Origin of the sequence: Acidocella aminolytica 101 = DSM 11237 (assembly GCF_900129125.1) — a bacterium.
In the GTDB taxonomy this organism is placed as follows: Bacteria; Pseudomonadota; Alphaproteobacteria; order Acetobacterales; family Acetobacteraceae; genus Acidocella; species Acidocella aminolytica.
This window is the reverse complement of record NZ_FQVJ01000004.1, coordinates 98,034-122,813: the sequence shown is the minus strand read 5'-3', so window position 1 is coordinate 122,813 and position 24,780 is coordinate 98,034. Positions and strand designations below refer to the sequence as shown.

26 protein-coding genes are annotated in these 24,780 nt (G+C 60.5%); 14 read left to right on the top strand and 12 right to left on the bottom strand.

The genetic code is table 11. The features are described 5' to 3' along the window. Entirely contained in the window at positions 1 to 1,182 is a 1,182-nt protein-coding gene (gene prpF / locus BUB54_RS03660; protein WP_048879076.1) for a 2-methylaconitate cis-trans isomerase PrpF, read from the top strand. Positions 1,183 to 1,184: 2 nt separating this feature from the next. Here the strand turns inward: prpF and BUB54_RS03655 are convergent, their stop codons facing one another. From BUB54_RS03655 to BUB54_RS03625, 7 genes are all read right to left on the bottom strand, one after another. Continuing rightward, positions 1,185 to 2,204 carry a potassium channel family protein gene (locus BUB54_RS03655; RefSeq protein ID WP_048879077.1) on the bottom strand — a complete coding sequence of 340 codons (1,020 nt, stop codon included), beginning with the start codon at positions 2,202 to 2,204 and terminating at the stop codon, positions 1,185 to 1,187. A 104-nt stretch (positions 2,205 to 2,308) separates the two neighbouring features. Continuing rightward, entirely contained in the window at positions 2,309 to 3,622 is a 1,314-nt protein-coding gene (gene gltA, locus BUB54_RS03650) for a citrate synthase (protein WP_048879078.1), read from the bottom strand. A gap of 321 nt (positions 3,623 to 3,943) precedes the next feature. After that, entirely contained in the window at positions 3,944 to 4,657 is a 714-nt protein-coding gene (locus tag BUB54_RS03645; RefSeq protein WP_052948367.1) for a phosphoadenylyl-sulfate reductase, read from the bottom strand. A 66-nt stretch (positions 4,658 to 4,723) separates the two neighbouring features. After that, entirely contained in the window at positions 4,724 to 5,296 is a 573-nt protein-coding gene (locus tag BUB54_RS03640) for a precorrin-2 dehydrogenase/sirohydrochlorin ferrochelatase family protein (protein ID WP_048879079.1), read from the bottom strand. A gap of 152 nt (positions 5,297 to 5,448) precedes the next feature. Further along, a complete protein-coding gene (locus BUB54_RS03635) occupies positions 5,449 to 6,876 on the bottom strand; it encodes a sensor histidine kinase (protein WP_048879080.1) in 1,428 nt (475 codons plus the stop codon). After that, positions 6,873 to 7,799 carry a patatin-like phospholipase family protein gene (locus tag BUB54_RS03630; protein ID WP_048879081.1) on the bottom strand — a complete coding sequence of 309 codons (927 nt, stop codon included), beginning with the start codon at positions 7,797 to 7,799 and terminating at the stop codon, positions 6,873 to 6,875. Before BUB54_RS03630 ends, BUB54_RS03635 begins: the two co-directional genes overlap by 4 nt. Before the next feature lie 182 nt (positions 7,800 to 7,981). Then, complete coding sequence (locus BUB54_RS03625) at positions 7,982 to 8,287, bottom strand: carboxymuconolactone decarboxylase family protein (RefSeq protein WP_139284775.1); 306 nt, start codon at positions 8,285 to 8,287, stop codon at positions 7,982 to 7,984. 304 nt (positions 8,288 to 8,591) lie between these two features. Here BUB54_RS03625 and rpmH point away from each other — a divergent pair, with 304 nt between their 5' ends. From rpmH to BUB54_RS03585, 8 genes are read left to right on the top strand one after another with little or no spacing between them, the layout of a single operon-like run. Further along, positions 8,592 to 8,726 (top strand): 50S ribosomal protein L34, encoded by a 135-nt coding sequence (rpmH, locus tag BUB54_RS03620; RefSeq protein WP_026440011.1) that lies wholly within the window; start codon positions 8,592 to 8,594, stop codon positions 8,724 to 8,726. A gap of 27 nt (positions 8,727 to 8,753) precedes the next feature. Continuing rightward, entirely contained in the window at positions 8,754 to 9,101 is a 348-nt protein-coding gene (gene rnpA, locus BUB54_RS03615) for a ribonuclease P protein component (protein ID WP_048879082.1), read from the top strand. Then, entirely contained in the window at positions 9,098 to 9,331 is a 234-nt protein-coding gene (gene yidD, locus BUB54_RS03610) for a membrane protein insertion efficiency factor YidD (protein WP_048879083.1), read from the top strand. Before rnpA ends, yidD begins: the two co-directional genes overlap by 4 nt. A 5-nt stretch (positions 9,332 to 9,336) precedes the next feature. Further along, positions 9,337 to 11,085 carry a membrane protein insertase YidC gene (gene yidC, locus BUB54_RS03605; RefSeq protein ID WP_048879084.1) on the top strand — a complete coding sequence of 583 codons (1,749 nt, stop codon included), beginning with the start codon at positions 9,337 to 9,339 and terminating at the stop codon, positions 11,083 to 11,085. After that, positions 11,028 to 11,729 carry a ribosome biogenesis GTP-binding protein YihA/YsxC gene (yihA, locus tag BUB54_RS03600; RefSeq protein ID WP_082075667.1) on the top strand — a complete coding sequence of 234 codons (702 nt, stop codon included), beginning with the start codon at positions 11,028 to 11,030 and terminating at the stop codon, positions 11,727 to 11,729. Before yidC ends, yihA begins: the two co-directional genes overlap by 58 nt. Before the next feature lie 7 nt (positions 11,730 to 11,736). Continuing rightward, entirely contained in the window at positions 11,737 to 12,630 is an 894-nt protein-coding gene (gene argB / locus BUB54_RS03595; RefSeq protein ID WP_139284774.1) for an acetylglutamate kinase, read from the top strand. A gap of 46 nt (positions 12,631 to 12,676) precedes the next feature. Further along, positions 12,677 to 13,015 carry an arsenate reductase (glutaredoxin) gene (arsC, locus tag BUB54_RS03590; protein ID WP_048879086.1) on the top strand — a complete coding sequence of 113 codons (339 nt, stop codon included), beginning with the start codon at positions 12,677 to 12,679 and terminating at the stop codon, positions 13,013 to 13,015. Continuing rightward, complete coding sequence (locus BUB54_RS03585) at positions 13,016 to 13,318, top strand: antibiotic biosynthesis monooxygenase family protein (RefSeq protein WP_048879087.1); 303 nt, start codon at positions 13,016 to 13,018, stop codon at positions 13,316 to 13,318. A gap of 145 nt (positions 13,319 to 13,463) precedes the next feature. Here BUB54_RS03585 and BUB54_RS03580 read toward each other — a convergent pair whose 3' ends face one another. The 4 genes from BUB54_RS03580 to BUB54_RS03565 all read right to left on the bottom strand — a co-directional run bounded on the left by BUB54_RS03580 (position 13,464) and on the right by BUB54_RS03565 (position 17,819). Beyond that, complete coding sequence (locus BUB54_RS03580; RefSeq protein ID WP_048879129.1) at positions 13,464 to 14,567, bottom strand: PA0069 family radical SAM protein; 1,104 nt, start codon at positions 14,565 to 14,567, stop codon at positions 13,464 to 13,466. A 117-nt stretch (positions 14,568 to 14,684) separates the two neighbouring features. After that, on the bottom strand, positions 14,685 to 15,218 hold the full coding sequence (gene moaB, locus BUB54_RS03575; protein WP_048879088.1) for a molybdenum cofactor biosynthesis protein B: 534 nt from the start codon (positions 15,216 to 15,218) through the stop codon (positions 14,685 to 14,687). Continuing rightward, the gene (locus BUB54_RS03570; protein WP_052948368.1) at positions 15,215 to 16,873 is read right to left on the bottom strand and encodes a lytic transglycosylase domain-containing protein; all 1,659 of its coding nucleotides are present in this window, start codon (positions 16,871 to 16,873) and stop codon (positions 15,215 to 15,217) included. The genes moaB and BUB54_RS03570 overlap by 4 nt, the downstream gene beginning before the upstream one ends. 157 nt (positions 16,874 to 17,030) lie before the next feature. Beyond that, positions 17,031 to 17,819, bottom strand: a complete 789-nt coding sequence (locus BUB54_RS03565; RefSeq protein WP_048879089.1) for a uracil-DNA glycosylase — start codon at positions 17,817 to 17,819, stop codon at positions 17,031 to 17,033. Positions 17,820 to 17,933: 114 nt separating this feature from the next. Between BUB54_RS03565 and BUB54_RS03560 the strand changes: the two genes are divergently transcribed. The 5 genes from BUB54_RS03560 to trmB all read left to right on the top strand — a co-directional run bounded on the left by BUB54_RS03560 (position 17,934) and on the right by trmB (position 23,420). Continuing rightward, a complete protein-coding gene (locus BUB54_RS03560; RefSeq protein ID WP_048879131.1) occupies positions 17,934 to 19,568 on the top strand; it encodes an electron transfer flavoprotein-ubiquinone oxidoreductase in 1,635 nt (544 codons plus the stop codon). A 5-nt stretch (positions 19,569 to 19,573) separates the two neighbouring features. Beyond that, a complete protein-coding gene (dapB, locus tag BUB54_RS03555; RefSeq protein WP_048879090.1) occupies positions 19,574 to 20,335 on the top strand; it encodes a 4-hydroxy-tetrahydrodipicolinate reductase in 762 nt (253 codons plus the stop codon). A 242-nt stretch (positions 20,336 to 20,577) separates the two neighbouring features. Then, entirely contained in the window at positions 20,578 to 21,765 is a 1,188-nt protein-coding gene (metK, locus tag BUB54_RS03550) for a methionine adenosyltransferase (protein WP_048879091.1), read from the top strand. 87 nt (positions 21,766 to 21,852) lie between these two features. Beyond that, the gene (locus tag BUB54_RS03545; RefSeq protein WP_048879092.1) at positions 21,853 to 22,755 is read left to right on the top strand and encodes a DMT family transporter; all 903 of its coding nucleotides are present in this window, start codon (positions 21,853 to 21,855) and stop codon (positions 22,753 to 22,755) included. Further along, positions 22,752 to 23,420 carry a tRNA (guanine(46)-N(7))-methyltransferase TrmB gene (trmB, locus tag BUB54_RS03540; RefSeq protein ID WP_048879093.1) on the top strand — a complete coding sequence of 223 codons (669 nt, stop codon included), beginning with the start codon at positions 22,752 to 22,754 and terminating at the stop codon, positions 23,418 to 23,420. Before BUB54_RS03545 ends, trmB begins: the two co-directional genes overlap by 4 nt. Before the next feature lie 37 nt (positions 23,421 to 23,457). On the opposite strand, the gene BUB54_RS03535 is transcribed toward trmB, so the two are convergent. Beyond that, positions 23,458 to 24,780 carry an ABC transporter ATP-binding protein gene (locus tag BUB54_RS03535; RefSeq protein WP_048879094.1) on the bottom strand — a complete coding sequence of 441 codons (1,323 nt, stop codon included), beginning with the start codon at positions 24,778 to 24,780 and terminating at the stop codon, positions 23,458 to 23,460.

Genomic DNA, 24,780 nt, shown 5'->3' with positions numbered 1-24,780 from the left:
ATGGCTTTTGCACCGCAGATCAAAATTCCCGCCACCTATATGCGTGGTGGTACCTCCAAGGGCGTATTCTTCCGGCTGGAGGATCTACCCGAGGCCGCGCGTATGCCCGGTTCCGCGCGGGATAGACTGCTGATGCGCGTCATCGGCAGTCCGGACCCGTATGGCAAACAGATTGACGGCATGGGGGGCGCGACCTCCAGCACGTCCAAGGCCGTGATTGTCAGTCGCAGCACGCGGGCGGATCATGATGTGGATTATCTGTTCGGGCAGGTGGCGATCGATCAGGCGTTTGTTGATTGGTCCGGGAATTGCGGGAATTTATCCGCCGCCGTGGGGCCGTTTGCGATCAGTAATGGCCTAGTTGACCCGGCGCGGCTGCCGCGTGATGGCGTGGCCGTTATCCGCATCTGGCAGGCGAATATCGGCAAAACCATCGTCGCGCATATACCGATGACGGGCGGGGCCGTGCAGGAGACCGGTGATTTCGAACTGGATGGCGTGACATTCCCCGCCGCTGGGATTGAGTTGGAATTTCTCGATCCGGCTGAAGAAGGGGAGGGTAGCGCTTTGTTCACGACCGGCAATCTGGTGGACGAGCTGGAGGTGCCGGGGGTTGGCAGCTTTCAGGCGACGTTGATCAATGCCGGGATTCCCACCATTTTCCTGAATGCCGAGGCGCTGGGCTATAGCGGCACGGAGTTGCAGGAAGATGTGAACGCTGACGTGGCGGCACTTAAAAAGCTGGAGACCATCCGGGCGTATGGGGCGTTGCGGATGGGGCTGATCAAGAGCCTTGATGAAGCCGCGACGCGCCAGCATACCCCCAAAATCGCCTGGGTGGCCCCGCCGAAGGGCTACACAGCATCCAGCGGCAAGCGGATTGGAGTTGGGGATATCGATGTGCTGGTGCGCGCCATGTCCATGGGCAAGCTGCATCACGCGATGATGGGCACGGCCTCGGTGGCCATTGCCACAGCCGCCGCCGTGCCGGGCACGCTGGTGAATATGGCCGCTGGTGGTGGGGCGCGTGAGTCAGTGCGGTTTGGCCACCCTTCCGGCACGCTGCGCGTGGGCGCGGGGGCGACGCTGGTGAAACAGCAATGGCAGGTGAGTAAGGCGATGATGAGCCGCAGCGCGCGAGTGTTGATGAGCGGTTGGGTGCATGTGCCGCCCTTGGGCTGAGGTTAGATGATGCGGGGTGATTCCCGCCCGGCGCGGGTGATGACGATAACGCCATCCCCCGCCTCGATCACCAGCTCCGGCTCTGGGCGGGTGATGGTCTCACCGTTCTGCCGGTTCACCGCGACCACAAACAAGGTGCCGTTGGCGCTTTGTTCGATTTGCTCGACCGTTTGCCCGGCATAAGAGCTCTCGGCGGGGACGGGCACAATTTCCAGCTCCAGCCCCAGCGTGCGCAGCCCTGAGCCGAGCAGGCGCATCCGGCTGGAATCCGTGAGTTTGGCAGTGCGGGGAAACAGGATGAGCTGGGCAATGCGTTCAGCGCCGATATGGGTGGGTTCCACCACCGCGCTGGCCCCCGCGCGCAGCAACTTGCTTTTGGTACTGGCAGCCTCGCCCCGGGCGATGATCTCAATATCCTTGTTCAAATTCCGCGCGGAGAGGGTGATGAACACATTCACCGCGTCATTCGGCACCACGCAGGCCAAGGCGCGGGCGCGTTTGACGCCGGCTTCCTCCAGCACGGCTTCATCCGTTGCATCGCCTGCCAGGGTGATGAGGCCGCGTGCGGCGGCGTCGTGCAGCTTGGCTTCGTCACGGTCCAGAATCAGAAAACTTGCGCCGCCGGCTGTCAGCTCATCGGTCAGCATGTGCCCGATGCGTCCATAGCCGCAGACGATCACATGCCCGCTCATCTTGCCGATTTGCGTTTTCATCCGTCTGTTCCCCAATAATTGCTGAATCTGCCCGAAGGTGATGAACTGCACCAGCGCGCCGGTGAGGAAAATGACACCCGTGCAGCCGAGAATGATGGTGGCCAGCGCGATGGCGCGCAGTTCTGGCGTGGTGAGAGGGTGGACTTCCTCATACCCTACCGTGAAAACCGTGATGATAACGAAGTAGAACGCATCGCCGAGGCTCCAGCCTTCGCTGGTGAAGGCGAGTGTGGCGCAGGTGATGAGCACCACGATGAAGATAAGCCCGATGATGAGGTTACGGGCAGGATTTTCAGAAAACCCCTTCATGCGAGGTCACGAAAAACAAAACCCTTCCGCGCGCGAGGCACGGAAGGGCAGGCAGCCGGGGAGGAGATGCTTCCCCTGCGTTACGGATTGTCGCGGAAGCGGCATTAGCCCCGCTTGTCGAGCGGCGTGTAGTCGCGCTGCGCCGCACCGGTATAAATCTGACGGGGACGACCGATGCGGTTCGTCGGGTCCTCGATCATTTCCTTCCACTGGCTGATCCAGCCCACGGTGCGTGCCAGGGCGAAGATCGGCGTGAACATGGTGGTAGGGAAGCCCATCGCGCTCAGGATGATGCCGGAATAGAAATCCACGTTCGGGTAGAGCTTGCGGGAGACGAAGTATTCGTCTTCCAGCGCGATTTTTTCCAGCTCCATCGCGAGGTCGAGCAGAGGGGAGTCCTTGATGCCCAGCTCGCCCAGCACTTCGTAGCAGGTCTTCTGCATGATCTTCGCGCGGGGGTCGTAGTTCTTGTAAACGCGATGGCCGAAGCCCATCAGCTTCACGTTGGAATCCTTGTCCTTCACCTGCTTGATGAAGTCGGGGATGTTGTCCTTATGGCCGATTTCGCCGAGCATCTTCAGCACCGCTTCGTTGGCGCCACCATGAGCGGGACCCCAGAGGGAGGCAACGCCAGCGGCAATGCAGGCGAACGGGTTGGTGCCGGTGGAGCCGGCCAGACGCACGGTGGAGGTGGAGGCATTCTGCTCATGATCCGCATGCAGGATCAGGATCCGGTCCATCGCCTTGGTCAACACCGGGTTTGGCTTGTAGGTTTCGGCCGGAACACCATGGAACATATAAAGGAAATTTTCCGCGTAGGAGAGATCGTTACGCGGGTACATGAAGGGTTGGCCGACATTATACTTATACGCCCAGGCGGTGATCGTCGGCATTTTGGCGATCAGGCGGAAGGCGGAAATCTCACGCTGGTGCTCGTCGTGAATGTCGATGCTGTCCGGGTAGAAGGCGGACATGGCGCCGACCACAGAGCAGAGCATCGCCATCGGGTGGGCATCACGGCGGAAGCCGTTCCAGAAATTGCGGATCTGCTCGTGCAGCATCGTGTGGCGGGTGATGCCGTTGGTGAACTTGGTGAACTCGGCCTCATTCGGCAGTTCGCCGTTTAGCAGCAGGTACGCCACTTCGAGGAAGGAGGAGTTTTCGGCCAACTGGTCGATTGGGTAGCCACGGTGCAGCAGCACTCCTTCGTCGCCATCGATATAGGTGATGGAGCTTTCGCAGGAGGCGGTGGCGCCATAGCTCGGGTCGAAAGTGAAGATGCCAAGCTCGCTCTGGATCTTGCGGACATCCATGCAATCCGTGCCGAGCGTGCCGCCCAGCACCGGCAGGGTCGCTGTTTTGTCGTTGAAATTAAGCGTCGCCGTGCCGACCTGCTTGCTCGTAGCGGTTTTAGCCATATGCTTCACCTTCTCATTGTAACTTTATTAGGCGTCAGGAAAGGCGTTCCCGACGGGACGGAACGGCTGAAGCGTTATTCAATCCGCCGCCTTGTGTAAAGCCAGTCTGCCGCGCCGCAGCATGGCAGCCATGGGGTTGAGCGGCGTTGAAAAGCAGGCGGTGGAAATCCACGGAGGGTCGGAGAGACGTGCTGAAACCTAATGGTTTCAGTAATATAATGTATGATTGTTGAGGGTTGACGAAATTATATTGCCATTGGGCTGCGCCTCACGCATGGGAGAGACCATCTATGAGCGCAGCCAAAAAGCGCCCGGAAAAGCTCAGACTTCGAAGATCAGCGTCTCCGGCCAGTCAGGCTTGGTCATAGCGCGGGGCATGTGGATGCCGCACTCTGTCTTGGCCTGGCCCGCCCAGCGACCGGAGCGTTTATCCTGCCCCGGCAAAGGCTTGTGGGTGCAGGTGGCGCAGCCGATGGATGTATAGCCCTGAACCTCAAGTGGGTGGTGCGGCAGGCCATGTGCCAGGAAATAGGCTTCCAGCATTTCATCGTTCCAGAAGGCCAGTGGGTTGATGGTGATACGCCCATCCGCGCCGGTTTCCTGTAATTGCAGATTGGCGCGGGTGGCGGACTGGCCGCGCTTGCGGCCGGTGATCCAGGCATCAAACCCTTCCAACGCGTCGTCCAGCGGGTTGGTCTTGCGAATGGTGCAGCACAGATCCGGGTCTTTCTCCCACAACCGGCCGTCCGGGTCGTAGGCGGCGAGCTGTTTGCCAGAGGGGCGGATGGAACGCACGCCAGTCAGGCCAAGCTTTTCGATCAGCTCGTCCCGGTAGGCGAGGGTCTCGGGGAATAATTTTCCTGTTTCTAGAAAAATCACCGGCAGGGATTTGTCGATCTGCGCCACCATGTGCAGCAGGATCGCGGATTCCGTCCCAAAGGAGGACACGAGCGCGATTTTGCCCGGAAATTGCCAGGTGATGGCGTTACGCAGAACGGTCTCCGCATCGGAGAAGGGGGGTAGGCTGTCAGGCATGTATCAGGCTCCCAGGGCCGTATGGGCCGGCCGTTTTGGCGGGGCGGAGAGGAACAAGGCGGAAGGTCAGCGGAGCTTTGGACAGGAAAGCCAGCATTTTTCCTCAACCAGCGTGTCGATACGCCGGGCGGCTTCCGCCATGGGCATTCGTTCAGCCCGCCAGCCTTGGCGGAGGGTGGCAATCTCTTTCACGCGGGTGGCCCAGCTTTCAGGGAAACAGGCTTCCAGCCGCTTGCGGATGGCACCGGCCAAGCCAGGCGCCTGACCGCCGGTGGAAACGGTGAGCAGCAGATCGCCCCGGCGGATTTCCGCGACGGAGTTGAAATCGCAAAATTCAGGGACGTCCTCGACATTCAGAAGGAGTTTCGCATCCTGGGCGGCCTGGGCCAGCGGGCGGTAAATATCTTCCTCAAGCCCGGCGATCCAGAGCAGGTTAAGCGGGCTGATATCTTCTGGCGTGGGTAGGCGGGGCGTGGTGGCTGCTCCGGCTTCGGCGCTCAAAGCGGGGTCTGTGGTGAAGACGCGCAGCTCTTCTCCGGCGCCGGCGGCGCGCAGGGCCCGCAGCCGCCGCAAAGCGGGCGTGCCAGCCCCGGCCAAACCAAGCCGCAGGCGAGAAGAGTTGAGAGCCAATGGGATCATGGGTCTTTAGAAAAGGATTTCCGCGCGAAATGCAATCTCTAGCGAAAAATAACGATTTTCTGCCAAAATTCAGCGCGTTGTGAAAAGGTTTTTCTGGAATTTGAGAGCTCAGGGCAAGCATAAACCCTAATATTCTCTATGCTTTTAATGGTTTATAGAGCAGACTCACGGCTGGCGAAGGGCGGGGGCGTATGCGGGTCGTGCGTGGCGAGGTCCATGCAGAAGACTGTGCCATCCGGGCCGCTATGCTCCAGCACTAGATCACCACCATGGGCGCGGATCAGGTCACGCGCGATGGTCAGCCCAAGACCCGTGCCGCCGCTGCGGACCGAGCCGGTGAAGGGTTTGAACAGATTGGCCTGGGCTTTAGGCGGCAGGCCGGGGCCGTTATCCAGCACCCGTAATTTCGTTTGATCACCGATGATTTCGGTACTCAGCGTGATGAGGGTGGCGCCCGCCTCAGCCGCATTGCGGATCAGGTTGGTCAGCACGCGGTAGAGTTGGTCCCGATCCATGGGTAGTTCCAACATCTCTGGCACCAGGTTTTCGATGCGCCATTTGGCGCTGGCGGGCCGGACGGTGTTGGCCACTTCTTCGATTAGCTCCCAGATCCGCACCAGACTGCGGGTGACTGGAGGCGGACCTTCCCGCGCGAACTCCACCGTGCGGCTGACAAATTGCGTGGCGCGCTCAACAGCGGGGATGAGGGTGCGGGTGGCGCGCTGGACCACGGGGTCCTCCACGCCTTGCAATCGGTCGGCGACCAGCAGAGCGGAGGAGAGGACGTTGCGCAGGTCATGGGCGATTTTCGCCACCGCCGTGCCCACAGCGGCCAAGCGGGCATTGCGCCATAGGGCGCCGCGCAACTCGCTCTGCATGGCTTTCAACTCCCGCGCGGCGGTGGAAATATCGTCCCGTGGGCGGGCGGCAAGCAGGTCCAACCCGGCATGGTCGGCTTCTTCCGGGGCTTCGCGGAACCGGATGATGGAGGCGGTGAGAATCTCCATGGGCTGGACAAGCAGCTTGTTGAGAACCCCGTAAACAACGAGCCCGGCAAGCATGGACAGCAGCACGATCAAGCTGACCCCCCGCCGTGCATAAAGCCGCATCCGGAAGGTCAGTGGGGCGGTGCTGACCTGAACCGCCATGCCGCCCGTGGCCGAAAGCGGGGAGGTAAAGAGAAGAGTTTGCTCGGCCGGTGCCAGCCCCGCGATGCGCAGGCAGGTGCGCCAGATGCTGTAGCTTAAATGTTCTTCCTCAGGGATGAGAACGGCGTTTGTAGGGGGCGGGGCGTCCGATGCTGACCAACTCTCTTGCTGGCCGCTCGGAGACACCAGGGTGAGCCGGTGAATTCCGGCTAGCCGCAATATGCGCGCCGCCTGGGTTGGAGACGCGGATTGCAGCGCATAGGCGGCGACATTGGCCCGGCTTTGGACCTCATACATCCAATGCAGACGCTGGCGGCCAAGGACGGGGAGTAAGGCGAGGGATTCGATGACCAGGATGGCAATGACCGTGACCCACAGTACCTTGCTGGATAGGGAAGCGGGCTGGGGTTTGAGGCGGCTCAGCCGGTTCATGTACTATGTAGGGCGTTGTTTGCCGCCTTCCGGCCCGCATCGAACAGGGCCTCAAGAAAGGGGCGGTCGGTGTTGAGCTTGGAGGTGAGCGGATGGTGGGAGAGCGCTTCATCCGCCGGGATATCCACCAACCGCACATTGCGCGGAAGCATGGATAATTCCGCCGCCAGAGGCGCTTGGAAAGCGATTTCGTGCAGCCGGTGGACAATGTCCGCCGTGGCGCTAGGCACGCCGCTGCGTTGGCGGGGCTGGGCGCGGATCAGGATCAGCGTTTCCGGCTTGGGGGTCAGGATCGGAGCCAGAGGCGGATTGCAGCTATAGCCGCCATCCCAGTAATGCCGCCCGTTGATCCGAACCGTGGGGAACATCATGGGGATGCAGGCAGAGGCTAGAAGTTCAGGAATCCCGATCTCGGCGTTGGAGAACACGGCTGCCTCGCCGGTTTCAACATCCGTGGCGCCAACATAAAGCCGGGGGGCGTTGGGGGCGCACAGGGCTTTGGTGTCGAGCAATTCGCGCAGCAACGGTTCCAGCGGGTTTTGCCCCAGCGGGTTGAGTTGCGCGGGGTCGAACAGCCGCAAGGCCTGGGTCAGACCGGTCCAGGCAAAGTCGTTGCTGAGGGCTTTGGTGGTGTCCCACATCCAATCGAGCGGTGTGGCGGGGAAATTGCCAAAGAGATTTCCTTCCATCACCCGGGTCCAGAGCTTGGTGATGGCCGTGCGCGCGCCTTGCGGCCCGGCTTTTACCATGCCTTGCACCGCCAGGGCGGCGATCATGGCGCCGGAGGATACGCCGGTGACGGCGTCGAATTTGAATTCGTTCTCCAGAAGCCTGTCGAGAACACCCCAGGTGAAGGCACCGTGCGCGCCACCACCTTGCAAAGCCAGAACAGTGCGGGGGCGTGGTGAGGAAAAAATCTGCATGGGCTCACCTTTTTTGTGAATGAAAACACCGAGTCGTTGCAACCATCAATGGTCAAAGCGGGGCGGAAAACCGAGTCCGGCGGCAATGCGGTTCCAGGCATTGATGGTGGCGATGGCGGTGCAAAGCTGTGCAAATTCCGTGCCGGGGAAGGCGCATTCGGCTTCCTCGTTCTCAGTTTCGGTCAGGTGGACGTGGGCAGGGCAATTAGTCGTTCCGTCCAGGCCAGGGAGGCTTGTTCGTGCGCCGAGAACAGCCTGGCATCGCGCCAGACGGCTATGAGGTCAAGCTTGGCCTGTGCAACGCCAAGCTTGCGGGCCATGCTCAGGTGGAATTGTGTGCAGAAGGCGCAGCTATTCATTTGCGAGGCAGGGATTTTAATAAGTATCGTCAGTGTTAGGTCCAGCTGGGCCTTCTTCATGGCGGCGGAGAGGTTGCGCAGCCCGGCGGGCGCGGCGGGGTAGAGTTTTGAGAAATCTTCCAAATTCATAGGGCTGCTTCCGGGTTCAACGTAATATCAAAGCTTTAATACTTAATATGCGCCGAGAGTAACCGGGACGCGAATCCTGCGTTTAGCGAATCATCGACTCCGGTAAGGCCCAGGTGTGGGGAAGAAAGACGCGTGCGCATAGACGCCGGGGGCAGGAAAAAGGCGGCTTTGCGCCTTTGCCTTGCCGGGTTCACGTGTCGGTGAGATTGACGTGGCGGGTCTGCCCTGCCTATACCCCGCCAACACGCCGGGCCGGGGACGGTCCGCGAACAGTTTTGTTTGTCTTTTGCCGGAGTAGAATACCGTGAAACGGACCTATCAACCTTCCAAGCTCGTCCGCAAGCGCCGGCACGGCTTCCGCGCCCGTATGGCGACTGTTGGCGGCCGCAAGGTAATCGCCAACCGCCGCTCCAAGGGCCGCGCCAAGCTCTCCGCCTGATCGCGCGCCCTGCGCGCCGGTAGCGTTATGGCCATTGCCCAAACCCCGCCCGCTCGGTTGACCCGGCGCGCAGAGTTTTTGCGCCTGGCCGCGCGGGGGAAAAAAATCGCGAAGCATGGTTTCGTGCTCCAGGCCGCTAAAGATGGCTCGGAGGAAGCCCTGCGCGTGGGCTACACAGCCACCAAGAAAATCGGCAACGCCGTCACTCGCAACCGCGCCAAGCGCAGGCTGCGGGAGGCGGCGCGGCTTGTTTTGGCTGGCCGCGAAATGCCCGGCGTGGAGTTGGTGCTGATCGCGCGGCGTGAGACGGGGGATGTTCCATTTTCCCGCCTTACCCATAGTCTGGCCCAGGCAGTGGAGGAGGCTTTGGCATGAGCCCCGCCGCCCTGATGCTTTCCGGTGCCGTGCGGGCTTATGAGCTGACGCTGCGCCCGGTGATTGGTGCAAATTGCCGTTTCCACCCTTCCTGCAGCGCCTATGCGCGCGAGGCCCTGGTCTGCCACGGTGCCGCGCGGGGCAGCCTGCTCGCGGCCAAGCGTATTCTGCGCTGCCACCCTTTCAACCCCGGCGGATACGACCCGGTTCCCACTCCCAAGGATAGCTGACCCTGATGGACTCGAAGCGCCTGATCCTCGCCCTAGCCTTGTCATTCGGCATCCTGGCTATTTTTACGGTGTTGCAGGAAAAGTTTTTTCCGCACCCAGCCCATAACCCCACGCAAACGGCGCAAACCACGCCGCAGAGCACGGCAACCAAGCCGCAGAGCGCCACCGGTGCGCCGGGCTCCGCTTCCACCCAGGCTGCTGTCGCGAATGGCCCGCGTCTGGCCGTGGATGCACCCATGCTGAAAGGCAGTATCGAACTCACCGGCGCGGTGTTCGATGACGTGGTGCTGAAGGATTATCATGAGACCGTGGCGAAGAATTCGCCGCTGGTGCAGATCATGGGCCGCCGAGGTGGCACCACGCCGTCTTATGTTCAGTTCGGCTGGACTGCGCCTGCGGGCGCGAAGGTGCCGGATGACAGCACCGTCTGGACCCCCAGCGCGCAGGAGCTGACGCCGAAAACGCCGGTCACGCTCTCCTGGGATAACGGGCAGGGGCTGATATTCCAGCTGATCCTGAAGGTTGACGACAAATATATGTTCACTGTGACGCAGAACGTGGTGAACAAGGGGGCCGCGCCGGTTCAGGTTTATCCCTGGTCGCGGGTGGTGCGTGACTACAAGCCCAAGGTGGAGAGCAGTTGGGTGCTGTTTGAAGGGCCACTGGGTGTGTTCAACGGCACGTTGAAGCAGGAAGGCTATGGTGCGTTGAAGGATAAGGGCGAGAAATCTGCGGGGGGCGTGGCTTATTCCAGTAGCGGCCCGGGCGGCTGGACCGGCATTACCGACAAATATTGGCTTGCCGCCGTAGCGCCTGAGCAGACAGCGCAGATGAACGCCACAATGAGCTATGGCAAGGTGATCGACGGGGACGGCGGTGCTTATCAGACCAGCTTCATCACCGATAAGGCGATTACCGTGCCGGCAGGCGGGCAGGCGGCGTTTACCAGCCATTTGTTCACCGGCGCCAAGGTTGTAAAAATCCTAGATTATTACCAGCGTATTTATCATATCCCGAATTTCTATAAAGCCGTCGATTTCGGCATTCTCTATTTCCTGACCAAGCCGATTTTCTTTGCGCTGGACTGGCTGAATACGCTGACCGGCAATTTCGGCCTAGCGATCATGATCTTCACCGTGGGTGTGAAGCTGCTGTTCTTCCCTCTGGCGAGCTATTCCTATCGCTCGATGGGCCGGATGAAGGCGATGCAGCCGAAGATCGCGGCGCTGAAGGAGCAGTATAAGGGTGATAACACCAAGCTCCAGCAGGCGACGATGGAGCTGTATAAGACCGAGAAGATCAACCCGGCCTCCGGCTGCTTGCCGATGCTGTTGCAGATTCCGGTGTTCTTCTCGCTTTATAAGGTGATCTTCATCACCATCGAGATGCGTCAGGCACCGTTCTATGGCTGGATCAAGGATCTTTCCGTGCCGGATCCGACGAACATCTTTAACCTGTTCGGCCTGATCCCGTATGACCCGACCATGATCAGCCCGCTGCTGCATGTTGGTCTGCTGCCAATCATCATGGGCTTCACCATGTATCTGCAACAGAAGCTGAACCCGACGCCGCCCGACCCGGCGCAGCAGCGTATGTTCCAGCTGATGCCGATTATCTTTACTTTCATGCTGGCACGTTCGCCCGCCGGGCTGGTGCTGTACTGGGCATGGAACAACATTCTTTCCGTGGGGCAGCAATGGCTGATCATGCGCAGGGCCATGGGGCCAAAGCCGACAGTTCCGGCCAAAGGCTGAAGTTCGAGACCAGCGGGCCGAGCCCGGAGCAGATCGAGGCAGGGCGGAAACTCTTCGCCTCACCTTGCGAATTCTTTTACGCCGCGCAGGCGCTGGACCATCTGCCCGCGCCGCGGGGCAATGAGATTGCTCTCGCCGGCCGCTCCAATGTCGGCAAGTCCTCGCTGATCAACGCGATTACCGGACGCAAGGCGCTGGCGCGGGTTTCGCATCAGCCGGGGCGCACCCGGCAGCTGAATTTCTTTGAATGCCAGGCGGGGCCTTTGGTACTGGTAGATATGCCAGGCTACGGCTATGCCGAGGCGCCGAAGGAGATTAAGCGTGACTGGCAAGGGCTGATGCTCGATTATCTGCGCGGCAGGCCTAATTTGCGCCGGGTGTTTCTGCTGCTGGATGCGCGGGTGGAGGTGAAGGTTTCTGACTTGACCGTGATGGAACTACTCGACCAGTCCGCCGTGTCTTTCCAGATTGTTCTGACTAAGGCGGATTCGGTAAAACCCTGCCCCTTGAAGCGCAAGCAGGACGAGGTGCTGGCCCTGGTGGCGAAACATCCCGCCGCGATGAACCAGATTATCACCACTTCCAGTGCCGCAGGAATCGGCGTTGAGGAGCTGCGTGCCGCCATTGCCGAATTCGTTGAATGAGGACCAGATGAACCGTCAAGACATCAAAGACGCTGCCCGGGAAGCGCATATCGTTACTAAGGTGCTGCCGTATCTGCGCCGATATGCCGGGGCGACGATTGTGGTGAAATATGGCGGGCACGCGATGGATGGCTCGCTGGCCAATGAGTTCGGGCGGGATATCGCGCTGCTGAAGCAGGTAGGCATCAACCCCGTGGTGGTGCATGGTGGCGGGCCGCAGATTAACGCGATGCTCAAACGGCTGAGTATCCAGTCCAGCTTTGTGCAAGGGCTGCGCGTGACGGATGCCGCCATGGTCGAAGTAGTGGAAATGGTGCTGGCTGGAACCGTGAACAAGCAGGTGGCCGGGCTGATTAACGCCGCCGGTGCGCTAGCGGTGGGGATCTCCGGCAAGGATGGCGGGTTGATCCGTGCCCGTAAACTGCGCCGTACCTATAAAGACCCGGATTCGATGATCGAGCAGGCGCTTGATCTGGGATATGTGGGCGAGCCGATGTTTATTGATACGCGTGTGATTCATGCGTTGACCGGGGCTGGGTTGATTCCGGTGATTGCGCCGGTGGGGGCTGGTGAAGATGGCCAGACCTATAACATCAATGCCGATACGGTAGCCGGAGCGATTGCGGGTGCGTTGAACGCGCAACGCCTGCTGATGCTGACCGATGTGCCGGGCGTGCTGGAAAAGAGCAAGCAGTTGCTGAGTGATTTGTCGTTGTCACAGATTCGTGGGCTTATCGCGGATGGCACGATTTCCGGCGGGATGATTCCGAAGGTGGAAACCTGCATGGAAGCCGTCACGCAGGGTGTGAAGGGGGCAACCATTCTGGATGGAACCGTGCCACATGCGCTGCTGCTGGAATTGTTTACCGAGCATGGCATCGGGACGATGATTCACAAGTAACGAGACTGCGTGATTTCAACGGTTCTCGCTTGAAAGGGGATTTTCGATGAACGCGACAATCTACCACAACCCGAAATGCAGCACCTCCCGTGCGGTGCTACAAATTCTGCGCGAAGCCGGGAATGAGCCCAGGATTGTCGAATATCTGAAAACGCCATTATCGCGCAAAGAACTGGCCAGCTTGGCCAAGCGGCTTGGCAGCGCGGAAGCACTTTTGCGCGCCAAGGAACCGCTGGCCGCTGAGTTGGGGTTGAAGCAGGCCAGCGAGGACGTAGTGCTGGATGCGATTGCCGAGCATCCTGTTTTGTTCAACCGCCCAGTGGTGGTGACGGAAAAAGGTGCGAGAGCCTGTCGACCCGCAGAAACAGTGCTCGGATTGCTCTGAATGTTCGTGGTGATCTTCCGCGCCCGCATTAAGGCGGTGGATGCGGATTATATTGAAACAGCGGCTTTATTACGTGATCTGGCATTGCGCGATTATGGCTGCCTGGAATTTAAGTCTGTGACCGAGGGGGCGGAGGAGATTACGCTTTCTTATTGGCCTGATCTCGCTGCGATTAAAGCCTGGAAGGGGCAAGCTGAGCATCTTCTGGCACAAAATAGAGGCCAGGCGCGGTGGTATGAATCGTATCGCGTGGAAATCGCGGAAATTTCACGCGCTTATGAATGGTCAAAGGCTCAGCGCTAAGGCCGGTGGTTTTCCAGTAAGCTAGTAGGACCTGGATTTCCTCAGCGCAGATACAGAGAAAATACAAACAAGCCAATGCTGAGGCGATGCTGATGACGATGCGGGGGTTGATATAGAAAATCCATTCCATCGCGAAACTCCTTTGTTAGAAGAGGCTCATCTGTAAGCAGGCGGGGGGGCGGCCGGGGACGTGGAATTGCGAAATGTCGAGGCGGGAGGGTGCTTCATCTAGTCCCAGCCGTTGCACGGCGCGGGTGAAGCGTTGGGCCAGCATTGCCGCGTAAGGGCCCTCACCGGCAAAGCGTGTATGGAATTTTGAATCATTCAGCTGCCCAGCGCGGCTTTGCCGGATCAGGCTGAGCACATGCGCGGCGCGTTCCGGCAGATATTGCTCCAGCCAGTCTGTGAATAAGGCACCCAGCTCATGCGGCAGGCGCAGCATTGTGGTGTAAGCGCTGCTGGCGCCAGCTTTTACGGCTTCCTCCAGAATGGTCTCCATTTCGGCATCGTTCAGGCCGGGGATCATGGGAGAGACCATCACGCCCACGGGAATACCGGCCGCTGCAAGTTCAGAGATGGCGGTAAGGCGCCGGGCGGGCGCGGCGGCGCGTGGTTCCATGGCGCGGGCTAGGGGTGGGTCCAGCGTGGTAACGGAGAGATGAACCTTGGCCAGTCCCTTCGCGGCCATGCGGCTTAGAATATCCTTGTCCCGCACCACGCCGGCGGATTTGGTGACAATGCCAAGCGGGTTGTTGAAGCGCTCCAATATCTCAAGAATCGCGCGGGTAATGCCAAGCGTGCGTTCCACGGGCTGATACGGGTCGGTATTGGAGCCCAGTACAATCACGTCGGGCTTATGGCCGGGGCGGGAGAGCTCTTTTTCCAAAAGGCGCGGGGCTTCGGGTTTGAAAACGATCCTGGTTTCAAAATCCAGCCCGGCGGAAAAGCCCAGATATGCGTGGCTGGGCCGGGCGAAGCAGTAGATGCAGCCATGCTCACAGCCGCGATAAGGGTTCACACTGGTCTCGAAAGACAGGTCTGGGCTGTCGTTACGGGCGATGATGCTGCGTGTGCTGTCCCGAATCAGGGTAGTCTGTGGTTTGTCTGCTGCGTCTTCCTGTGCCCAGCCGTCATCGAAGGCCTCTTGGCGGGCGGCTTCGAACCTGTTGGCTGGATTCAATGCGGTTCCGCGCCCCTTGAGAACGCCGGAACCCGCAGCCTGTTTGATATGCACGTGGGAAACAGACATTATGTTCATGCTCCGTTCTTGTTTGATTAAGGTCATTTTTTGGTCGCAAGTCAAGAACAAAAGAAGAACTTAAAAGATAAAAGAAAAGCCGCATGACGCGGCCTCTCGGTTGTTCTGTTAAAAATGCTCTTTTAGCCGGGGCATGAGTTCCACCAGATTACAGGGGCGGTGCCGGGAATCGAGCTGGAAACGGAGAATATCATCCCAGCCATCCTTTACCGCGCCGGTGGAGCCGGGCAGAGCAAAGAGGTAAGTGCCATTTGCTACGCCGCCTAAAGCGCGGGACTGCATGGTGGAGGTGCCAATTTTCGCATAGGACAACATGCGGAACAGCTCGCCGAACCCTTCGATCAGCTTGTCCAGCACGCGATGGAAGGCTTCCGGAGTGACATCCCGGCCCGTGACCCCGGTGCCGCCGGTGGTGATGACCACATCCACGGCCGGATTGGCAATCCAGGCACGAAGCTGGGTCGCGATCAGCTCTGCGTCGTCTTTGATGACGACACGGGCGGCCAACTCATGACCGGCTTCGGCAATGCGCGCGGCCAGCGCGTCGCCAGATGTGTCGTTCTCCGCCTTGCGCGTGTCTGAGATCGTTGCCACTGCGATGCGCACGGGAATGAAAAGGCGGCTTTCGTCGATCCGGCTCATTGCGCGTCCGCTGTTTCGATCGGCGCCGGGGTGAATGCCTGCAGGGTCGGGAATTCGCCTTGCGCTAGTTCGTCCAGGCTGCGGGGGTGAACCCCAATTTCCTCGGCATAAATCCAGCTATCGGCCAGAACCTGATGCACGAAATGGCGGGTCTGGTCGTTGGGGATGGTTTCGATGAACATCAGCGGATCAGAGTCTTTGGTGATCGCGTTATACCAGGTGGCGGCAGCGCCCGGCCCAGCATTGTAGCTGGCCAGAATCGCCATGAGGTTGTTGTCGATATCCGGCTGTCTTGCCAGATATTGAATATAAGCTTGGCCCATCGCGAGATTTGCGGATGGGTTGTTGATGGAGCCGGAAATGCCGGCATCCTGGCGCATGAACTCAGCCGTACGCGGCATGAGCTGCATCAGCCCGCGTGCGCCGACATACGAGACAGCATGGGGGTCAAAGCCAGATTCAGTGCGGGTGAGGGCATAGACCAAGGCGGGATTGATCTTAAAACCGCCTTCAGGATGCAAGGGCGGCATGGGAAGATGAACCCCGGCGAACTCGTTGCCGCTCTGCGGCAGCGTGCCGGCGATGGCGATTGTGATGTTCACCAGCCCCGCTCGCGCGGCTACAGCCATGACCGCGTGGCCAAGATCCGGCGTGGACCGGATTTGCGGCCACAAAGCACGCAGGGCGGTTTCAGCCTGCTCGGTCAGTCCGACCTGGAGCATCTCAAAGGCCAAATGCCCGTCCGGCAGAGAATCGACGGCGGTGACGTCGGCTTCCGTCAGCGTTGTGGAGTAGGTGGGCATGAAGTTCTGGCCAAGCAGGCGGGAGGCCAACATGCCGTAGAATGTGCCGCTGGCCCAGGAGGCCTGATGCAGCCAGTCAAGATATTGGTCGGGCTGCTGCATCCGCAGGGCCGCGCGCGCGGCCCAGAAGTCACTGGCGGCGCGATCATCGGCGGAGATGCCGTGGAGCTGCGATGATTTGCGGAAATCATCCGCGGCCTGGGTCAGGTTGTGCTGTTTCCAGGCGTCGAGACCTGACAGAAAGATTTTTCGCCAGCTTGCGCTGTCCGGCGCGTAACCGGGGCGGGCGGCGCCGCTATAGGTCAGTGTTTCTTCCGGCAGGAGCGCCTGATGGGGCGCAGGCGGCAGGTTCGCGCGTGGCAGTTTGTGCTGCATCAGCGCGTAAATGGCCGGGGCCTCTGGCTGGTTGGAATATTTGGCCCACCAGGCGGTCAGTTCGGCAGGTTTGGTGATGTAATTGTTGCTCAGATACCGTAAGGCCAGCACGGCGCCGACGAGCCCGCTATCGGACGCTCGGTCCAGCATCTTGTCTGACGCGGCAAACTGCCCATCTTTTTGGAGTTGCAGGGCGCGTTTATAGAAAGCCACATCGCTGGGAGCCAGCGGGCGCGGCAGGATGACCTCAACAGTGCCTGAAGGGGCATTGCGCGGCACGGCATAGGCTACAGATTCCCCGTTGATGCCGTCTGACGGCTGGGTGGGGGGCGTCGTCGTTCCCGGGCCTTGTCCCGCATCTTGGGACTTCGCCAACGCTGGCATGGCAAGCATGCAACTCGTAGCGAAAACGGACATGGCGGCAAGAGCCGTGCGCGTCACGTTCAGGCGGGAGAGCGGTTTGATGGCTCCTCGCATGGTGACGGACGTACACACATAGAACTAGTGACGCAAGCCTTAACAACGACTCAAATCTCAGCTCATGAGACGGTCGCGGCCATGTACCACATTGTTGCCATATTTCGGCTTGGGATTCCAGGGGAAATATGGCGGCAAGATATGAATTTTACATTAATCAACATTGTGTTTCCAGCCATGCGCGGAGGCTGAGCAGGTCTTGCCAGGTCTCCCGCTTGGCCGTGGGCGTACGCAACAGATACGCCGGATGATAGCTGGGCAGTACAGGCAAAGGGGCGGGGAGGCCCTCAATTGTGGCTTCGCGCCACCTGCCGCGCAGCCGCCTTATTCCGGTCTGCGCTTCTTTGCCGAGCAGCGCCTTGGCCGCGACGGCCCCCAAGGTGAAAAGCCCGTACGGGGCGATGAGGGCGATCTGCCGGTGTAAAAAAGGCAGGCAGAGCGCGATTTCAGCTTCGGTGGGGGTGCGGTTGCCGGGGGGACGCCAGGGAATCGCGTTGATAATCCGCACCTTGGTTCGGTCCAGCCCGATGGAGCCCAGCATCCTGTCCAATAATTGCCCGGCAGGGCCGACAAAAGGCTTGCCGACGCGGTCTTCCTCGCCGCCGGGCGCTTCACCAATAATAACTAGCCTGGCATCCGCCGCGCCATCGGCAAAAACAAGCTGGGTAGCGGTTTCACGCAGCGCGCAGCCGGTGAAGCCGCGCATTGCGTCTTCCAGCGCCGCCAGGGTTGTGCAACTCGCGGCTAGGCGCGCAGCATCCTCGGGCCCTGGCAAAGCGGGGCTGGATGGCTGGCGGGGGGGGCGCCGGGCGGGTGGTGTGTCCTGCGGCTTGGCAAAAGGCAAAGGCGGCGGCGCGGGCGAGTGGCGGCGGTCTTGCGGCGCGTCGAGCAACGCCTCGTCAGCCCCCCATTCCCATTGCAGCCTCAGACCGTCCAGCAGTTCCATGGGCAAATCATTATCTTGTGGGCCCCCGTCCGGCTAGCCCGTGCCTGCCCCTTTACTCATGGGTAGATTTATCATTAGACCATCAGGATAGAGGCATAACAAAGGGACACGATGATGTCGGACGAGGCTCTGCCGCGTGAGGCGATGGAATTCGATGTGGTGGTGGTGGGCGCTGGGCCGGGTGGGCTTTCAGCGGCGATTCGCCTGAAACAGTTGAATCCTGAACTGTCGGTCTGCGTTGTCGAGAAGGGCTCGGAGGTGGGCGCGCATATCGTCTCCGGCGCGGTGCTGGAGCCGCGCGCGTTGAAGGAGCTGATCCCGGATGTTGATCCTGCCCTAATTCCGCTGGCCACTTCGGTCACGGCGGATGAGTTCCTGATGCTGACCCCCACCGGGGCGAGGAAGCTGCCCACCCCGCCGCAGATGCATAATGAAGGCAATTATATCGTCTCGCTCGGCAATTTGGTGCGCTGGCTGGGACAGCAGGCCGAGGAGCTGGGGGTGGAGATTTATCCCGGTTTCGCCGCCGCTGAAACGCTGATCGAGGATGGCTGCGTGGTGGGCATTGCCACGGGCGACATGGGGATCGGCAAGGATGGCGAGCCAACGGGCAATTATCAGCGCGGCATGGAGCTACGCGCCACCTATACGATTTTCGCTGAAGGCTGCCGCGGCTCCCTGACCAAGCAGCTGGAAAAGAGCTTCAACCTGCGCGAGGGCGCGGACCCGCAGACTTATGGCATCGGCATCAAGGAACTGTGGGAGGTCCAGCCTGAAAAATTCCGCAAGGGGCTGACCCAGCACAGCATTGGCTGGCCGCTGGCCAAGGATACTTATGGCGGGTCCTTCCTTTATCATTTTGGGGAGAATCTCGTCGCGGTCGGGTTCGTCATCGGGCTGGATTATACCAACCCGTATCTATCGCCCTTCCAGGAGTTCCAGCGTTTCAAGACGCATCCGGCCATCGCGCCCACGTTCGAGGGGGCCAAACGTATTTCCTATGGCGCGCGGGCTATCAATGAGGGCGGGTTCCAGTCTTTGCCGAAGCTGGCTTTCCCTGGCGGTGTGCTGATTGGCTGCGCGGCGGGCACGCTGAATGTGCCGAAGATCAAAGGCTCCCACACCGCGATGAAGTCCGCCATGGTCGCCGCCGAGGCGATTGCCGAGGCTCTCGAGGGGGATAAGCCGGATACGCTGGAAGCTTATCCGCAGAAGCTAAAGGAAAGCTGGGTGTGGCCGGAGCTGCATGAGGTGCGCAATATCCGCCCTGGCTTCGCCAAGTTCGGCATGTATGGCGGGCTGGTGAACGCGGCGCTGGAAACCTATGTGTTCAAAGGCAAGGCGCCGTGGACGCTGCATCATCACCCGGATCATCTGGCGCTGAAGAAGGCCAAAGACTGCACCCCGATCGACTATCCCAAGCCGGATGGCAAGCTGACCTTCGACCGGCTTTCCTCCGTGTTCCTCTCCAACACCAACCATGAGGAAAACCAGCCCGCGCATCTCACGCTGCTGGACCCGGCCAAGGCGATTAGCGTCAACTATAATGAGTATGCCAGCCCGGAGACGCGCTATTGCCCGGCGGGTGTGTATGAGATTGTCGGCGCGGAGGAGAATGAGCCGCGCCTGCAGATCAACGCCCAGAACTGCGTGCACTGTAAAACCTGCGACATTAAGGATCCGACCCAGAACATCAACTGGGTGGTGCCGGAGGGGGCTGGCGGGCCGAACTATCCGGGAGGTATGTAAGCGTTATGAGTTTGCGGATCGGCATTGCCGGGATTTCCGGCCGCATGGGCATTTATCTGGCGGAGGAAGCCGCCGCCGCGGCAACTCTTTCCGGCGGCACCAGTCGGTCCGGCGCGGGCCCGGCCGGGGCACCGCATTTCCCGGATATTATCGCGCTCGCTCGGGAGTCGGATGTAGTGATTGATTTCACCCATGCCAGCACGGTCCAGGCCCACGCCAGGGCGCTGGCCGAGACCGAGACACCCTGGGTGCTGGGCACCACCGGCTATGGTCCGGAAGATGAAATCGCGATCCAGGAAGCTGCAAAGGTTATTCCGGTGATCGCCGCACCGAACTTCTGCACGGGCGTGAATCTGGTGCTGCTGTTGGCCGAGAAGCTGGGGGCAGTGCTGCCCGCGTCACAATATGATGCTGAAATTGTGGAGATGCATCATCGCCAGAAGGTGGACGCGCCCTCCGGCACCGCGCTGGCTATTGGCCGTGCCGTGGCAGCAGGCCGGGGCGTGGATCTGGGCGATGTGATCGCCTCTGGCCGAGATGGTCATACCGGGCCGCGCAAGGATGGTGAGATCGGCTTTGCCACGCTGCGCGGCGGGCAGATTGTTGGCTCCCATACTGTGATGTTTACGGCCGGGGATGAGCAGATCAGCCTCACCCACCATGCGTTTGACCGGCGTGTGTTTGCCTCAGGTGCCGTGCGTGCGGCGCTGTGGCTTCATGCACAACCGGCAGGGCTGTATGGCATGAGGGATTTTTTGAAGCTGTAAAGTCTTTATTCAAACAGATAAAAGTTTTTTGTGAGCGGCCTTTTTCGCAAAAAAGGCCGCTTTTTTCTGGTTTTTGAAAAAAGTGGCACCAAAAACGCTGGTAATCCTGGGCAAGCAGGGGCGGCCGAGGCGTGATTGTTGTAAAACGCCAGCATATTGACCCCAGCCCCCCGATGCGCCATGCGGGCCGCGCCGTTTATGGGTGAATCGCCCGGCGGTTCGAAGTCTTACGGGGGTTTTGCATGCGCGATCGCGGAGAATTTCTGTTTACCTCTGAGTCCGTCTCCGAGGGCCATCCGGACAAGGTTGCTGACCGGATTTCCGACACCGTTGTCGATGCCTATCTGGCGGCTGACCCTTATGCGCGCGTGGCCTGCGAAACGCTGGTGACCACTAACCGCATCATTCTGGCGGGCGAAGTGCGTGGGCCGGAGACCATCACCAAGGAATATCTGGCGCATCTGGCGCGGATGGCGGTGCAGGATATTGGCTACGACCAGGAAGGGTTCTCCTGGCGAGATGCCGATATCGCCGTGCATCTGCATGCGCAGTCCGCCCATATTGCCGTGGGCGTGGACGCGGCGGGCAATAAAGATGAAGGCGCTGGCGACCAGGGCATCATGTTCGGTTATGCCTGCTCCGAAACTCCGGCGCTGATGCCGGCTCCGATTTATTATTCGCATTTGGTTCTGCGCCGCATCTCTGAGCTGCGCCGCGCCGCTGACAGCCAGGTGAAGGGTCTGCTGCCGGATGCCAAGAGCCAGGTGACGCTGAAATATGTGGGTGGTAAGCCGGTGGGTGCGACCTCTGTGGTTGTTTCCATCCAGCATGAGCCGGGCTTCACCCCGGCTTCAGTGAAGGAGATGATTCGCCCGATCGTCACCGCCGCCCTGCCGGATGGCTGGATGCCCAAGGACGAGGATTTCTACGTCAACCCGACCGGAATCTTCGAGATTGGCGGGCCGGATGGCGATTGCGGCCTGACCGGGCGCAAGATCATCGTGGACACCTATGGCGGTGCGGCCCCGCATGGCGGCGGCGCGTTCTCCGGCAAGGACCCCACGAAGGTGGACCGTTCCGCCGCTTACGTGTGCCGTTACCTTGCCAAGAATGTGGTGGCCGCGGGCTTGGCCGAGAAATGCACTCTGCAGCTTTCCTATGCCATTGGCGTGAGCCAGCCGCTCTCGCTCTATGTGGATCTGCACGGCACCGCCAAGGACGTGGATGAGGCGAAGCTGGAGACGACCCTGCGTGAGCTGGTAAATCTCTCGCCGCGCGGTATTCGCGAGCATCTGCAGCTCAACCGCCCGATTTATGTGCCGACCGCCGCCTTCGGGCATTTCGGCCGGACACCGGATGAGGAGCTGGGCACCTTCACCTGGGAAAAGACTGATCTGGTGCCCTCTTTGAAGAGCGCCTTTAACCGCTAAAGGCTGCCCGCTTGCGGGTAGCGGCAAAGTGAGAGACGAAGACAGGCCTGAGACATAGTGCTCCAGGCCTGTCTTTATTGGTGGTCCATGAAAATCCGCACTGAGGATACGCCCGCTTCATCCGTGCCGCTCTGGCTGCGCGCGGCGCCGGTATTGTTTCTGCTGTTTTGGTCGGCGGGGTTTCCGGTGTCGAAAATCGGGATTCAATACGCGGCGCCGTTCACGTTTCTGGTGCTGCGCTATAGCCTTGCGCTGCTGGTGCTGGTGCCGCTGGCGCTTTGGCTGCGCCCGCCTTTGCCCGCACGGCGCGTAGCGTGGCTGCATGTGGCAGTGGTGGGGTTTTGCATCCAGACCGTTTATTTCGGCATGTGCTACACGGCTTATGCGCTGGGCACCTCGGCGGGGGTGGTTGCGCTGGTGGTGTCCTTGCAGCCGCTTTTGGTGGGGGTGCTGGCCTCCGTTTTGGTGCGGGAAAAGATTAGTGCCAAGGGCTGGGCCGGGCTGGGGCTGGGGTTCTGCGGTGCGGTGATCACGATTCTGGGCTATGGTGAGATGGGGAATGTCTCCGTACTGGGCATTTTGTGCGCGTTTGGGGCGCTGTCCGGCATGGCGGGGGCCACCTTATATGAAAAGCGATTTGGTACGGGGATGCATCCGGTGCCGTCCAATATCGTGCAATATGTCGTGGGGCTGTTGACCACCTTGCCGTTCGCGCTGCTGGATTGGCGCGTGCATGTCAGCCCCCATTTCATAATGGCCATGAGCTATCTGGTGACCGCGAATTCTCTGGTGGCGATTTCGCTTTATATCGCCATGCTGCGGTTTGGCCGGGCATCGCAGGTTTCCGCTTTGTTTTATCTGGTGCCGCCGCTGTCCGGGCTGATGGCCTGGGGGCTGCTGGGGGAGGCGATGCCAGTGCTCGCTTGGGCAGGTATGGCGGTGGCGGGGCTTGGCGTGGCGCTGGTGCGAGGGCAAAGGAAAGCCGCATGACGACTCTGAAATCTCCCCCTGATCGCCTTTACGGCCGTTCCCGTGGCAAGAAGCTGCGCCCTCGCCAGGAATGGCTGCTGGAAGAATTTTTGCCCCGGACCGTTTGGCCAACCACGCCCTTTACCATTCAGCCCCGTGAATTGTGGCTGGAGGTGGGGTTTGGCGGCGGCGAACATGCCTATGAACTGGCCACGAAGAACCCGGATGTGGGGTATATCGCGGCGGAGGTGTTTGATAACGGCATTTGTTCGCTGCTCTCACGCATTGCGCCGGACGGCGCGGGAGACCCGCAGCCGCTCCCCAATCTGCGCCTTTACACCGAGGATGCGCGCCCGCTGCTGCGCGGCTTTGAGGAGGGCGCGCTCGCAAAGCTGTTTCTGATGTTCCCGGACCCCTGGCCGAAGGCCCGCCATGCTAAACGCCGTTTTGTGCATCCTGAAATCGTGGCGGAGGTTGCGCGAGTGATCCGCCCAGGTGGGGAGTGGCGCATCGCCTCTGACGACCCGACCTATCAGGAATGGACGGATGAAGTGCTGGGGGCGCAAGATGTCTTCATGGTGAGCCGGACGGATATTCATCCTGAAGGCTGGCCCCATACGCGTTATAAAGCCAAGGCCATCGCCGCGGGGCGTGCGCCGCTTTATTGGTCCCTGACCCGGCGGTAAGCTGGAAAGGGCGCGCTTTGCTTCGAGAAAGAGCGCCTTATTCCTCGTGTTCCGCTTCGTCGTCTTCCTCAAGGCTGAATTGCTGGGCTTCTTCATCATATTCGAAGAACTCCGCGTAGCGTCCCCAGGCGATGACCGTGCGCAGCGTTTCCGCCGCATATTCGGGGGACATATAATCCTCCAGCTGGTCACGGAAGCGCACGGCGGCGGCGCGGTGGTTGGAGCGCTGGTCGATCACGTTGCGGATCTCGGTGACTAGCGGCACATGGGCGCGCAGGGCTTCCGCAAAAATATCCTTGCGGTCCTCGGTCTCGGCTTCGGCAAAGTGGCGGCCGGTATCCGTGATCTGAAGATCACCTTCCTCCAGCAAGGCGAAGCCCAGCATGCTCAGCGTTTCACCCAGGGGCAGCAGTTCGTCCACCTCAAACTGTAAGGCGGCGGACAAGGCGGGCAGGTCGGCCCGGCCATTATAGGGCTGGCTGTTCAGTGTCTCCAAAAGACCGGCCATCATGTTGGTACCCACCGGATGCAGCGGGTGTGAGAACGGGTTGGGCGCTGCGGCCGTGGTGGTGTGTATTTCGGGCGCCTTGCGGCGGGTCATGATGCCATAAATATCGTCTACCATCTGACGGAAGGCGGGGTCGAAGCGGTTGCGCGGATGGGTGAAGGGCACTTTCAGCTCATGCGCCACTCGGCCCGGGTTGGAGGCGAACACCAGGATGCGGTCCGCCATCAGCACCGCTTCCTCGATATTATGCGTCACGATCAGGATGGATTTGACTGGCAGCTTGCCGTCCATCCAGAGGTCGATGAGGTCGGTACGCAGTGTTTCGGCTGTCAGCACGTCCAGAGCCGAGAAGGGTTCGTCCATCAAGAGCAGGTCTGGATGCACTACCAGGGCGCGGGCGAGGCCGACGCGCTGGCGCATACCGCCGGAAAGTTCCTTGGGATATGCGCCGTCATAACCGCCGAGGCCGATGAGATCGATGGCTTCCTCGGAGCGTTCTTCCCGATCCTCGCGCCCCACGCCCAGAGCCTCCAGGCCGAGTTCGACATTCTCCTGCACGGTGAGCCAGGGGAAGAGCGCGAAACTTTGGAACACCATGGCCACACCGGGGGCGGGACCTTTCAGCGGTGAGCCGCGCCAGTTTACCTCCCCGGAGGTGGGTTTGAGCAACCCGGCGACAATGCGCAGCAATGTGGATTTGCCCGAGCCAGAGCGCCCGAGCAGAGCGACAATCTCTCCCTCGTGCAGGGTAAGGTCTACATCGTCCAGCACCACGAGGTCGGCGCTGGAATCCTTGTGATAGGCTTGGCGGCAGTTGCGCACGGAGACGAGCGGCGTGTAAATCTGGTCCAT